Genomic DNA, 13,097 nt, shown 5'->3' on the forward strand with positions numbered 1-13,097 from the left:
GCTACGCTCGGCCCGTGCCCAAACCAGACGTGGACCCGACCGTGCCGCTTCAGCTCAGCGTCGACCGGAACAGTCCGGTGCCGCTGTACTTCCAGTTGGCCCAGCAGCTCGAAGCGGCGATCGAGCACGGCGCCCTGACTCCGGGCAGCCTTCTGGGCAACGAGATCGAGCTGGCCGGACGCCTCGGCCTGTCCCGCCCCACGGTCCGCCAGGCCATCCAGTCACTCGTGGACAAGGGCCTCCTCGTACGCCGCCGCGGCGTCGGCACCCAGGTCGTGCACAGCCAGGTCAAGCGCCCGCTGGAGCTGAGCAGCCTCTACGACGACCTGGAGGCGGCAGGGCAGCGCCCGGCGACCCGGGTCCTCGTCAACACCGTCGTCCCGGCGACGGCCGAGGTGGCTGCCGCCCTCTCGGTGCCCGAGGACAGCGACGTACACCGCGTGGAGCGGTTGCGCCTGGCCCACGGCGAGCCGATGGCGTACCTCTGCAACTACCTGCCCCCGGGCCTCCTCGACCTGGACAGCTCACAGCTGGAGGCCACCGGCCTGTACCGGCTGATGCGCGCCGCGGGCATCACCCTGCACAGCGCCCGCCAGTCCGTCGGCGCCCGCGCCGCGACGGCCGTGGAGGCCGAACGCCTCGGCGAGCCCGAGGGCGCCCCCCTCCTCACCATGCAGCGCACCACCTTCGACGACACGGGCCGCGCGGTCGAGTTCGGCACCCACACATACCGCGCCTCGCGCTACTCCTTCGAGTTCCAGCTGCTCGTACGACCTTGAGGCGCCGGCTCGCCACGGTCTCAACACCCTGGACGAACCGACCCGCCAAATGGCGGCAGGCAACGACCTCGATGATCTTCGTCACGAGCTGGGAAACACCGCACACCGAGGCGCCCCATAAGGGGCGCGGGGAACTGCGCGATCAGCCACGACGGACCCGCAGCCGATAAACGGTCCGCAACTTTCCAGGGCCGCCCCGAGCGCAGCGAAGGGGCTCCGCCGTGCAGCCCAGCGGCAGCGTGCGGCAGAATCGGCGCGATGAGCACCTACCGCGACCTCGCACTCCCCAGGGCGCTCGGCTCCGCCAGAGCCGCGGGCGCCCCCATCGGCTCCCGCCGGGCCACCGTCCTGCGCACCGTGGGCACACGCGAGCGCCGTTCACACCTGACGGCGCCGCGCGTTCCCACGGTCGGCATCGACATCGGCGGTACGAAGGTGATGGCGGGCGTCGTCGACGCGGACGGCAACATCCTGGAGAAGGTCCGCACCGAGACCCCGGACAAGTCCAAGAGTCCCAAGGTCGTCGAGGACACCATCGTCGAGCTGGTCCTGGACCTCTCCGACCGGCACGACGTGCACGCGGTCGGCATCGGCGCGGCGGGCTGGGTCGACGCCGACCGCAACCGCATCCTGTTCGCGCCCCACCTGTCGTGGCGCAACGAGCCCCTCCGGGACCGTATCTCCGGCCGTCTCGCCGTCCCGGTCCTGGTGGACAACGACGCCAACGCCGCCGCCTGGGCGGAGTGGCGCTTCGGCGCGGGCCGCGGCGAGGACCACCTCGTCATGATCACACTCGGCACCGGCATCGGCGGCGCCATCCTGGAGGACGGGCAGGTCAAGCGCGGCAAGTTCGGCGTCGCCGGAGAGTTCGGCCATATGCAGGTCGTGCCCGGCGGGCACCGCTGCCCCTGCGGCAACCGCGGCTGCTGGGAGCAGTACAGCTCCGGCAACGCGCTGGTCCGCGAGGCCCGTGAGCTCGCCGCCGCCGACTCCCCGGTGGCGTACGGGATCATCGAGCACGTCAAGGGCAACGTCGCCGAGATCACCGGTCCGGTGATCACCGAGCTGGCCCGCGAGGGCGACGCGATGTGCATCGAGCTCCTCCAGGACATCGGCCAGTGGCTCGGCGTCGGCATCGCCAACCTCGCGGCGGCCCTCGACCCGTCCTGCTTCGTCATCGGCGGCGGCGTCAGCGCGGCCGACGACCTGCTGATCGGCCCCGCGCGGGACGCCTTCCGACGGCACCTGACCGGCCGCGGCTACCGCCCCGAGGCCCGGATCGCCCGCGCCCAGCTCGGCCCCGAGGCCGGCATGGTCGGCGCCGCCGACCTCGCCCGACTCGTCGCCCGCCGCTTCCGGCGCGCCAACCGGCGCCGGGTGGAGCGCTACGAGCGGTACGAGCGCTACGTGGAGTCGCGCCGCTCGACCAGGGAGACCCTGTGACGGCCTCACTCCCGCGCCAGGCATCTCCCCCGGACGAGCCGCCGCGGCCGCCCGAGGACCGCGGCCACATGATCCGCCGCCGCGCCCTGACGCTGCTGATCATCGTGCTGCTCATCGGTGTCCCGGCCGGCTACCTGGTGATCTCCGCCAATCAGAGCCGCGACAGTGGCAAGGACAAGGAGGAGAAGTACTCGGCGAGAGGTCTCACCGAGGAGTGGCCCTCCCGGGTCCAGCGCCGCCTCTACCGGGTGCCCATCCCCGGGTCCTCGGAGCAAGTCGCCTACTACGAGACGAACAACTGGAAGACCAGCCGTCTGTACGTCCAGTTCCTCACCAGCAACGAGGGCCTCGACAACTTCCTCAAGACCATCGGCACCAGCAGTGACGCCTTGAAGAAGGACGACATCGCCATCAGCGCCCGCGACCAGCGGGTCGTCCGCTGGAAGTTCACCGGCCCCGGCCCCTGGTCGGGCCTCAGGCACGCCCAGAAGAACCCGGCACCCACGCAGAACATCGTCGTGAACTGGTCGAAGCCCGGCCACCCCATGGTCTACGTGGTCTCCAGAACGACGCCCTGACCTTCCCGTCCCACCACCGAGCCGCGTTGTCAGACCCGGCCCGTAGAGTCGAAGACGGGTGATCCGACCGGGGCGAGGGAGGTGGCTGGACGCATGGGCGAGGGGACGGGGTCCGTCGTCGGCGGCGTGCCGCCGACCGCGTCGGCCACCGCGGAGGCACCGAAAGCGCAGGTCGCCTCCATGGGCTGGGCGGCACCGAAATCCGCAGTCCCGCACGCCTCCGTGTCCGCCACCGGAGGCGACCCCGTGCCGGTGCGGCTCGCCGCCGTCTTCCTGCCCGCCACGCTGCCGCGTGACGGGATGGTCGCCTTCTGGGATCCGGACGGCGGGCCGCTGCCGGCCGGTGATCAGACGGAGCTCACCGTCGTACGGCGGCACGGCACCGGAGTCCGGCGGGGATCGGCGCCCGCGCTGACCCTGCCGCTCATCGGCGCCCTGCCCTTGCTCGTACGGGCCAGGCGGGACCCCGCCGCGCATCCCGCCACGGCGTGCTGGGGCGCCGCCGCTCTGCACGCGCTGCGGCTCGTCGCGCGCGGACGCCTGCTGCCCGGCCTGACACCCGACGGATACGACGCGTGGCGTGCCGGACCTCTGGACCCGGACGACATCGCCCACCTGAGGGCGGTGGCCACGGCCCTCCCGTACGAGGGACACGCCGTACCGCTGCCGGGCCGCGGACCGCTCCAGCTGCCCGAACCGGAAGGGCTGACGCGTGCCTTCCTGGACGCGGTCGCCGACACCCTGCCGCGCACCGCGGCCGCGCCGTACGCCCTCGGGAAGCCCTTCGCCGCGAGCGGACCCCAGCGGCTGGCGGGCGCCCAGGACTGGGCCGCGGAGGTCGCCGCGGGCATGGACGCGGGCGTGCGGATCTCGCTGCGCCTGGACCTGTCCGCGTACGAGCTCTTCGACGACAGCGAGGGGGCGCGGCGGGCCGGCGCGGCGGTCGTCCAGGTGCACAGCCTCGCCGACCCCACCCTCGTCGTCGACGCGGCGGCCCTGTGGGCGGGCGCCGCCGACGCGACGTTCGGACCGCGCGCCCGCGTCGACGCGGCCCTGGCCGTGCGCCGTGCGGCCCGCGTCTGGCCGCCCCTGGACCGGCTGTCCGGGCAGGACGTGCCGGACGTACTGGCGCTGTCCGAGGACGAGTTGTCGGACCTGCTCGGCGTCGCGGCGACCCGACTCGGCGCCGCCGGGGTCGCCGTGCACTGGCCCCGTGACCTTGCCCAGGACCTGAGCGCGGCGGCGGTCGTACGTCCCGCGCCGGGCTCGGCCACGGACGGCACGGGCTTCTTCGAGAGCGAGGAACTGCTCCAGTTCCGCTGGCAGTTGGCGCTGGGCGGGGACCCGCTCACCGAAGCGGAGATGGACGCGCTCGCCGAGGCGCACCGCCCTGTCGTACGGCTGCGGGACCAGTGGGTGCTCGTCGACCCGGCCCTCGTCCGCAAGGCCCGCAAGCGCGAACTGGGCCTGCTCGACCCGGTCGACGCCCTCTCCGTGGCGCTCACCGGCAGCGCGGAGGTCGACGGCGAGACGGTCGAGGCGGTGCCGGTCGGAGCGCTGGCCGTGCTGCGCGACCGGCTGACGGCCGGACTGCGCCCCGCCGATCCGCCCGCCGGCCTGCGGGCGACCCTCCGCGACTACCAACTCCGTGGACTGGCCTGGCTCGACCTCATGACCTCGCTCGGCCTCGGCGGGTGCCTCGCCGACGACATGGGGCTCGGCAAGACCATCACCGTCATCGCCCTCCACCTGAAGCGGGCGCGCACCGAACCGACCCTCGTCGTCTGCCCCGCCTCGCTGCTCGGCAACTGGCAGCGGGAGATCGAGCGGTTCGCCCCCGGCGTGCCCGTGCGCCGCTACCACGGGCCCGGTCGATCGCTGGGGGACCTGGAGGACACGGCCGGCGGCTTCGTCCTCACCACGTACGGGACGATGCGGTCGACGGCACCGCGGCTCGCCCAGCAGCGGTGGGGCATGGTCGTCGCGGACGAGGCCCAGCACGTCAAGAACCCGTACTCGGCGACGGCCAAGGCCCTGCGGACGATCACCGCACCGGCCAGGGTCGCGCTGAGCGGCACCCCCGTGGAGAACAACCTCTCCGAACTCTGGGCCCTGCTCGACTGGACGACCCCCGGACTGCTCGGCCCGCTGAAGTCGTTCCGCGCCCGGCACGCGCGCGCGGTGGAGAACGGCGAGGACGAGGAGGCCGTGACCCGCCTCGCCCGGCTGATCCGGCCCTTCCTCCTCCGCCGCAAGAAGTCCGACCCGGGCATCGTCCCCGAGCTCCCGCCCAAGACGGAGACGGACCACCCGGTTCCCCTCACCCGCGAACAGGCCTCGCTCTACGAGGCAGTGGTCCGCGAGTCGATGCTCACCATCGAGACCACCGACGGCATCGCCCGGCGCGGCCTGGTCCTGAAGCTCCTCACCTCGCTCAAGCAGATCTGCGACCACCCGGGGCTCTATCTGAAGGAGGACACAGGCGGACGCCCCAGCGGCGGAGAGGCCGCCCGCCAGGTTGCCCGTTCCGGCAAACTGGCCCTTCTCGACGAGCTGTTGGACACGCTGCTCGCCGAGGACGGTTCGGCGCTCGTCTTCACGCAGTACGTGGGGATGGCCCGGCTGATCACGCATCACCTCGCGGCGCGCGCGGTCCCCGTCGAACTCCTCCACGGAGGTACGCCGGTGGCGGAGCGCGAACACATGGTGGACCGATTCCAGAGCGGTGCGACGCCGATCCTGGTCCTGTCCCTCAGAGCGGCCGGCACGGGCCTCAACCTCACGCGCGCGGGCCATGTCATCCACTTCGACCGCTGGTGGAACCCCGCCGTGGAGGAACAGGCCACCGACCGCGCCTACCGCATCGGCCAGACCCAGCCCGTCCAGGTCCACCGCCTCATCACGGAGGGCACAGTCGAGGACCGCATCGCCGAGATGCTCGCCTCCAAACGAGCCCTGGCCGACGCGATCCTCGGCTCCGGCGAGGCTTCGTTGACCGAACTCACCGACCGCGAACTGTCCGACCTGGTGTCGCTCAGGAGGTCGACGTGATGTCTTCGACGGATCAGCCGGGATCGGGGGCCGGCCCCTTGGGCACCGAGGCGGCGTCCCCGGCAGGTGAGACGTCCTCGGCCGGCGAGCCCCGGCCCGCCGACGTTGCCCGGCGTGCCCTGCGGGCGGCTCGGCGGGGTGACACCGAGGCGCCGGCCGCCGGGTCGGCCGAGCGGCGTTCCGACGCGCCGGACTCGCGATCGGCAACGCCCCGCGGATCAAGGGGAGCAGGCGAGGGCGGCGCCGCCCCGCACGGGCCCCGGCCAGGTGATGTCGCGCGCGAGGCACTACGACGTGCGGCAGGCCGCACCGGTGGCGCCGCGCGGACGGAGGACGCGCAGGCAACGCCGGACGATGACGGTACAGAGATCGACGACGATGACGACCGTACGGAGATCTCAGCGCCGACCCCCGCGTCGCCTGTGGTCGGCCGGCCCGACGCGGCTTCCGGCGCCGCCCGCCCCGGTGACGTGGCCCGTGAGGCGTTGCGTGCCGCGCGGACCCAGGCGGAGCGGGAACGAACTGCAGCTCAGGCAAAGGGAGTTGAGGGCCGGAAGCGGCGGGGCGGCGCCGAGCCCACCGCCCGCGAGAGGCGTCCGACCACGGCGAACCGCCGCGCGGCGGCCCAAGTACAGGAGGCGGCCGACCGGTTGGGCGACACGTTCGAGCTGTCGGCCCGGATGGAAAGGGAGGCCGAAGCCCGACCGGCGCGACCCGACGCCGCGTCGAGCACCACGTCATCCCCGGCGGCTCCCGGCCCCGAGGCCCGGCCCGCGGGTCGGCCGATGTCGGCCGGAACACGGCCCACGGACACCGCCTCCATGGCGCCCGGCACCGCACCGGCCTCCGCCGGCGAAGACCACCCGCCACCCCTCGAGCCCGCCCCCGCGCCCGCGCCCGCCTCCGCGGTGGAGGAGGGCGGCGGTTCGATCGCTGACGCCGTGCGGGTCGCCATGGCCCGAGCAGGCCACGCCGCTCAAGCCGAGCCCAACCCCAGCACCACCCCTGCACCTGCACCCCACCCCGCACCCCACCCCGCACCTGAGCCCGCACCCCACCCCGCTCCATCTCCACGCAGCGTCACGCCGCCCGCCCGCTCCATGGCCGCCCCGGGCCGTGACGGTGAGCTGCGGCGCACCTTCCCCGCACTCCCGGTGCGGCCGTACGGCACCGACACGTTCGCCGAGACGTGGTGGGGGAATGCGTGGGTGGCCGCGTTGGAGGAGATGGCGTTGGACTCGGCACGGCTCGGCCGAGGGAAGGTGTACGCGGGGGAGGGGCACGTGGACGCCATCACCGTCACGCCCGGGCTCGTGCTCGCGTACGTGCACGGAAGCCGCCCGCGGCCGTACCGGGTGCAGATCCGGATGCGGACGCTCGCGGACGACGACTGGGAGCGGTTCCTCGACGCCGCCGCCGAACGCCCGGGGCACATCGCGGCGTTGCTCGACAAGGACCTGCCCCAGTCACTCGCCGACAGCGGAGTGGACCTGCTCCCCGGCCCCGGCGACCTCGTACCGCACTGCAGCTGCCCCGACTCCGGCCACCCCTGCAAGCATGCGGCCGCCCTCTGCTACCAGACGGCCCGACTGCTGGACGAAGACCCCTTCGTCCTCCTCCTGTTGCGCGGCCGGGGCGAACGCGAGTTGCTGGACGCGCTGTCCCGGCGCAACGCCGCACTGGCCGCGCGTTCGGCCCGCGCGGCCCAGGAACCGGCACTCCCCGGCGTACGCGCCCGCGACGCCCTCGCGCCCCGTGCACTGCCGCCCCTCCCGGCCCCGTTGCCGCCGCCCGCACACCCCGGGCAGCCCCCGGTCTACCCGGCGTCTCCCGGCGGCCCGGACCCGTTCGCGCTGGACCAGCTGGCCACCGACGCGGCCGCCCGCGCGCACGCGCTGCTCACAACGGGCCGTGATCCTGTCGCGGAGCTGACGCTCTGGCAGGACGCCGTCCGCCTCGCGGCCACCCGCCCCGGCTCCGGCCTCACCGCCACCACCCGCGCTCTCTACGCGTCCCTCGCCACTGCCGCCGGCCGCACCCCGGCCGACCTGGCGCGCGCGGTCGCCGCCTGGCGACAGGGCGGACTGGAAGGGCTCGCGGTCCTCGAAGAGCCCTGGGACCCGCCGGCGGGCCGTTTCGACCGGGCCCGCCCGCTCCTCCTGGCCGCCGACTTCCCCGCCTTCCGCCCCTGGCGCAACCACCTCACCCACCCCCGCGGCCACATACAGCTCCGCCTGGGCCACGACGGCCTCTGGTACGCCTACGAGTCGGAACCGGGCCACGACGACTGGTGGCCCCGGGGCACCCCCGACCTCGACCCGGTCGGCGCCCTCACGGGCCTGGGCTCCCCGACCGACCTGTGAAGGCATATGGCTCGCACCCACACAGCGGCCCCAGGGCGTGCCATGTGTCGCTCCATCACATGTGGCGGCTCCGTGCAGGCCACGTGGACAAATCGGGCCCGTTTCCGTGGTCACAGGTGCGGAAGTTAGCGTGGAGCGGTGAGTGAGATGAAGTCCCCAGCCCTCCAGTACCGCTTCGACGGCCCGGAAGACGCCCCAGTGCTCATCCTCGGCCCCTCGCTCGGTACGACCTGGCACATGTGGGACCGGCAGGTTCCGGAGCTGGCGAAGCAATGGCGGGTCTTCCGCTTCGACCTGCCCGGCCACGGCGGCGCGCCCGCGCACCCGGCCGGTTCCGTCACCGACCTCGCCGAGCGGCTGCTCGCGACGCTCGACGGGCTCGGCGTCCAGCGGTTCGGCTACGCGGGCTGCGCGCTCGGCGGCGCGGTCGGCGCGGAGCTGGCGCTGCGCCGCCCGGACCGCCTCGCCTCGCTCACCCTGATCGCCGCCTCCCCGCGCTTCGGCACGGCCGACGAGTTCCGCCAGCGCGGCGTGATCGTACGGACCAACGGCCTGGACCCCATCGCGCGGACGTCCCCGGAGCGCTGGTTCACCGGCGGGTTCGCCGCCGCGCAGCCCGCGATCACCGAGTGGGCCGTACAGATGGTGCGCACCACGGACCCGGGCTGCTACATCGCCGCGTGCGAGGCGCTCGCCTCGTTCGACATCCGCGCCGAACTCGGCCGGATCGGCGTCCCGACCCTCGTCCTGGTCGGCTCGGAGGACCAGGTCACCGGCCCCGCCGAGGCCCGCACCCTGGTCGCCGGGATACCGGACGCCCGCCTCGCGGTCGTGCCCGGCGCCTCGCACCTGGTCCCCGTCGAGCAGCCCGCCGCGGTCACGGACCTGCTCGTACGGCACTTCTCCACCGCCTGGCAGCAGCCGGCCTACGACTCCACCACCGGCCAGATGGCGATCGTGGCGCCGCCGGTGAACCCGGCCCTGGCCGCGCCGCCGCAGATGTCGCCCGTCGCCGAGATCGCCCCGGCCGCGCAGCCCGAGGCGGTGCTGGGCAGACCGGACCCGTACGACGCGGGCATCAAGGTCCGCCGCGAGGTGCTCGGCGACGCGCATGTGGACCGGGCGCTGGCGCAGGCCGACGAGTTCTCCGGGGATTTCCAGGAGTTCATCACCCGGTACGCGTGGGGCGAGATCTGGGACCGTCCCGGCCTCGACCGGCGTTCGCGCAGCTGTGTCACGCTCACGGCCCTGGTCGCGGGCGGCCACCTCGACGAACTCGCCTTCCACACCCGGGCCGCCCTCCGCAACGGCCTCACCCCGGCCGAGATCAAGGAGGTGCTCCTCCAGGCGGCCGTCTACTGCGGCGTACCGGCCGCCAACAGCGCCTTCAAGGTGGCCCAGCAGGTCATTCGCGAGGAGACCACACCCCAGGAGTGAGATCCCAGGAGCGAGGCCGGTCCCAAGAGCGAGCCGGCACCGGCCCTCGGAGGCAGGATGGGAACCATGAAGCTCACAAAGAAGTCGCACTCCTGTGTCCGCCTGGAGAAGGACGGCCGCACGCTCGTCATCGACCCGGGCGGCTTCAGCGAGGAGGATGCCGCGGTCGGCGCGGACGTGATCCTGGTCACGCACGAGCACCCCGACCACTTCGACGAGGAGCGGCTGCGGTCCGGTCTCGAGGCCAACCCGGGCGCGGAGATCTGGACCCTGAAGTCCGTCGCCGACCGGATCTCGGCGGCGTTCCCGGGCCGCGTGCACACCGTCGGCCACGGCGACACGTTCACCGCCGCGGGCTTCGACGTGCAGGTGCACGGCGAACTGCACGCCGTGATCCACCCGGACATCCCGCGCATCACGAACGTCGGCTACCTCGTCGACGGCGGCCGCGTCTTCCATCCCGGCGACGCCCTCACCGTCCCCGAGCACCCGGTCGAGACGCTGATGCTCCCCGTCATGGCCCCCTGGAGCAAGATCTCCGAGGTCATCGACTACGTCCGCGAGGTCAAGCCGCAGCGCGCGTACGACATTCACGACGCCCTGCTCACGGACCTCGCGCGCCCCATCTACGACCGCCAGATCGGCGCACTGGGCGGCTCCGAGCACCTACGGATGGCACCGGGCGAGACCACGGTCCTGTGAGTGTCAGACCCGCCCGGTAAGTTGTGGGACATGCGCATCGCCACCTGGAACGTGAACTCGATCACCGCCCGTCTCCCAAGGCTGCTGGCGTGGCTGGAGAGCAGCGGCACGGACGTGCTGTGCATACAGGAGACCAAGACCACCGCCGAGCAGTTCCCGTCCGACGAGCTCCGCGAGCTGGGCTACGAGTCGGCGGTACACGCCACGGGCCGGTGGAACGGCGTGGCGGTGGTATCCCGAGTAGGCCTCGAAGACATCGTCAGGGGCCTGCCCGGCGACCCCGGCTACGACGGCGTCCAGGAGCCCCGAGCGGTCTCCGCGACCTGCGGCCCGGTCCGCGTCTGGTCGGTGTACGTGCCGAACGGCCGCGAGGTGGACCACCCCCACTACGCGTACAAGCTCCAGTGGATCGAGGCCCTGAAGGCGACGGTCGCGGGCGACGCCGCCGGCAGCCGCCCGTTCGCGGTGATGGGCGACTACAACGTGGCACCGACGGACGACGACGTCTATGACGTGGCCGTCTTCGAAGGCGCCACCCACGTCACCCCGGCCGAGCGCGCCGCCCTCGCCTCCCTCCGCGAGGCCGGCCTCGCGGACGTGGTCCCGCGCCCCCTCAAGTACGAACACCCGTACACCTACTGGGACTACCGCCAGCTCTGCTTCCCCAAGAACCGCGGCATGCGCATCGACCTCGTCTACGGCAACGAGCCCTTCGCAAAGGCCGTCACCGACGCATACGTGGACCGAGAGGAACGCAAGGGCAAGGGCGCATCGGACCACGCCCCGGTAGTGGTCGACCTGGACGTCTAGCCGCGCCCCGTTCGTGGTGGACCTGGACGTCTGACCGGTCCCCGTTCGTGGCCGACCTGGGCGTCCAGCCACGCCCCTTCAGGGGCGCGGGGAACTGCGCGCCCAGCCACGACGGACTCGCAGCCGAGGCACGACCTCAACGCGAAGCCCCATGCCGCCTACAGCAACCTCAAATCCACCGACTCAGCCAGCGCAGCGAGCCCCGCATCGCCCGGATGCAGATGATCCCCACTGTCGTACACGGGCAGCATCCGCGCCGGACGCGCCGGGTCCCGCAACACCGCGTCGAAGTCCAGCACACCGTCGAACGTCGAGCTGGACCGGATCCACGAGTTCACGGCTGATCGCTGCGCGTCAACCGCCACCGTGCACCGCGCCTCGCCCTCGCAAGGCACGATCGTCGCCGCCAGCACCCGCAGCCCGCGGGCATGCGCCCGGTCCGCGATCTCCCGCAGCCCGGTGACGACCTGCTCCGCGCTCGCCCCCCAGCGGACGTCGTTGATCCCCTGGAAGACGACGGCCGTACGCGCCGACGTCTGGGCGAGGACGTCCCGGTCGAAGCGGTGCAGCGAGCTCACCCCACCCGTGTCGGTGGAGACACCGTCGCCGGGGTAGCGATCGGTGACCACACGGTTCGCCGAGATGCCATGGTTGAGCACCCCATAGTGCGGGACCACACTCTGGTTCAGCAGCCGCGCCGCGAGCACATTGGGCCAGCGCCGGTTCGCGTTCAGTGTCGACTTGTCGCCGTCCGTGATCGAGTCGCCGAGCAGCACGACGGACCCGGGCCCGCCGCCCACGTCGACACCGGTCAGCAGCGGCCAGTTGGTGATCGTCGAGGTGTACGCGTCCGGGGCGGCGTCCGCGGCATGGTCGCCCGGCCCGCTGACGTACGACTGCTGGAGCGCCATGCTGTGCACGGGCGCCGCCGTCACCGTCCCCGGCAGATGGAAGCTCACCAGCAGATTCGTGTCCGCGGGCACGTCGAAGGTCAGCGGATCGCTGAACGCCTGTGCTCCCGCAGGGATTTCGGTGCCGGCCGCGCCCCGGAACGACAGCGGCACGGGTGCGCTCCGCGGGCTCGCGCCGGACGCCTGAACCGCCACCGTCGCGCTGCCGATCCGTACGGGCGCGGCCGCGAAGGTGTTGTCGAGCCGGATCCGTACGCGCGGTCCGCCGGCCGAGGTGTGCACCACGAGCCGCAGCGTCCGGTCGGTCCATGGCCCGGCTGCCGTGTAACCGGAGGTCGACGCGGCCCAACTCCCGGTCCAGCCACGGGTGTCGGCGCGTACCGACAGCGCGAACACATGCAGGTCATTGTTGCGCGGCAGCTCGACCGAGGACACCTCGCGCCCTCGGGCGAGTGGCACGGTCACCACGTACAGCCGTGCCTTCTCGGCGAGTTGGCCACTGGGCGTGTTGACGTGCGGCAGCGCCACGGCCTTGGTGGCGAGCGGGCCGCGACGCCAGTCCGGCGCGGTCAGTCGGTACGAGGAGCGCGAGCCGTTCGCGTACCGCACCACGCCCGCCCCTGCGTCTCCGCCGCCGCCCGTGCCCGCCACCAGGAAGGCGAGGGCGTCGCCGCGGCCGCTGACCCGTACGGACTGGCCGTCGGCGCGTACGTTGTCGGGCTCGCCCGCCGCCCGGCGGGGCCAGGTCAGCCGGGCGCCCTGGACCGTCAGTGAGCGCCCAGGCGTCCAGCCCGCGGCGGCCAGGTCCTGCGCCGACAGGGAGCCGCCAGAGCCGTCGAAGTCCGCCTCGCCGGGCCGCGCGTCGTCGCTGACGGCCGTGTTGTCGAAGAGCTGCTCCAGCGGCACCGGCCGCTCCACGGCGGGCGACGAGGCCTCCGCCGGAACCGTCACCGCCACCGAGAGCAGAGCGAGAGCGACGACCCTGCCCCAGATACGTCGGCGCACAACGACCCCTCCCACTCA

The 13,097-nt window shown here is 73.1% G+C and carries 9 protein-coding genes; 8 read left to right on the forward strand and 1 reads right to left on the reverse strand.

Annotated elements, in window-relative coordinates:
* Positions 1-41: 41 nt before the first annotated feature.
* From GAS53_RS26350 to GAS53_RS26385, 8 genes are all read left to right on the forward strand, one after another.
* A complete protein-coding gene (locus GAS53_RS26350) occupies positions 42-779 on the forward strand; it encodes a GntR family transcriptional regulator (RefSeq protein WP_151480237.1) in 738 nt (245 codons plus the stop codon).
* A gap of 258 nt (positions 780-1,037) precedes the next feature.
* Positions 1,038-2,222 (forward strand): ROK family glucokinase, encoded by a 1,185-nt coding sequence (locus GAS53_RS26355; protein WP_151480188.1) that lies wholly within the window; start codon positions 1,038-1,040, stop codon positions 2,220-2,222.
* Positions 2,219-2,800 (forward strand): sugar kinase, encoded by a 582-nt coding sequence (locus tag GAS53_RS26360; RefSeq protein ID WP_151480189.1) that lies wholly within the window; start codon positions 2,219-2,221, stop codon positions 2,798-2,800. The genes GAS53_RS26355 and GAS53_RS26360 overlap by 4 nt, the downstream gene beginning before the upstream one ends.
* Before the next feature lie 93 nt (positions 2,801-2,893).
* Positions 2,894-5,851, forward strand: coding sequence for a DEAD/DEAH box helicase (locus GAS53_RS26365; protein WP_404829291.1), 2,958 nt, complete (start codon positions 2,894-2,896; stop codon positions 5,849-5,851).
* Positions 5,851-8,214 (forward strand): SWIM zinc finger family protein, encoded by a 2,364-nt coding sequence (locus GAS53_RS26370; RefSeq protein WP_151480190.1) that lies wholly within the window; start codon positions 5,851-5,853, stop codon positions 8,212-8,214. Before GAS53_RS26365 ends, GAS53_RS26370 begins: the two co-directional genes overlap by 1 nt.
* Positions 8,215-8,361: 147 nt before the next feature.
* Positions 8,362-9,651 carry a bifunctional 3-oxoadipate enol-lactonase/4-carboxymuconolactone decarboxylase PcaDC gene (gene pcaDC, locus GAS53_RS26375; protein ID WP_192583291.1) on the forward strand — a complete coding sequence of 430 codons (1,290 nt, stop codon included), beginning with the start codon at positions 8,362-8,364 and terminating at the stop codon, positions 9,649-9,651.
* A 66-nt stretch (positions 9,652-9,717) separates the two neighbouring features.
* Positions 9,718-10,353 (forward strand): MBL fold metallo-hydrolase, encoded by a 636-nt coding sequence (locus tag GAS53_RS26380; protein WP_151480192.1) that lies wholly within the window; start codon positions 9,718-9,720, stop codon positions 10,351-10,353.
* Positions 10,354-10,383: 30 nt separating this feature from the next.
* A complete protein-coding gene (locus GAS53_RS26385) occupies positions 10,384-11,163 on the forward strand; it encodes an exodeoxyribonuclease III (protein ID WP_151480193.1) in 780 nt (259 codons plus the stop codon).
* A 158-nt stretch (positions 11,164-11,321) separates the two neighbouring features.
* On the opposite strand, the gene GAS53_RS26390 is transcribed toward GAS53_RS26385, so the two are convergent.
* On the reverse strand, positions 11,322-13,079 hold the full coding sequence (locus GAS53_RS26390; protein WP_151480194.1) for an SGNH/GDSL hydrolase family protein: 1,758 nt from the start codon (positions 13,077-13,079) through the stop codon (positions 11,322-11,324).
* Positions 13,080-13,097: the final 18 nt, after the last annotated feature.

The organism is Streptomyces albicerus (genome assembly GCF_008905045.1).
GTDB classification, from domain to species: domain Bacteria; phylum Actinomycetota; class Actinomycetes; order Streptomycetales; family Streptomycetaceae; genus Streptomyces; species Streptomyces albicerus.

What these genes read in the sequence shown, in the direction of transcription:
- GAS53_RS26380 (WP_151480192.1), top strand. Translation starts at nt 9,718, where the DNA reads ATGAAGCTCACAAAGAAGTCGCACTCCTGTGTCCGCCTGGAGAAGGAC.
- GAS53_RS26370 (WP_151480190.1), top strand. Translation starts at nt 5,851, where the DNA reads ATGTCTTCGACGGATCAGCCGGGATCGGGGGCCGGCCCCTTGGGCACC.
- GAS53_RS26385 (WP_151480193.1), top strand. Translation starts at nt 10,384, where the DNA reads ATGCGCATCGCCACCTGGAACGTGAACTCGATCACCGCCCGTCTCCCA.
- GAS53_RS26355 (WP_151480188.1), top strand. Translation starts at nt 1,038, where the DNA reads ATGAGCACCTACCGCGACCTCGCACTCCCCAGGGCGCTCGGCTCCGCC.
- pcaDC (WP_192583291.1), top strand. Translation starts at nt 8,362, where the DNA reads ATGAAGTCCCCAGCCCTCCAGTACCGCTTCGACGGCCCGGAAGACGCC.
- GAS53_RS26365 (WP_404829291.1), top strand. Translation starts at nt 2,894, where the DNA reads ATGGGCGAGGGGACGGGGTCCGTCGTCGGCGGCGTGCCGCCGACCGCG.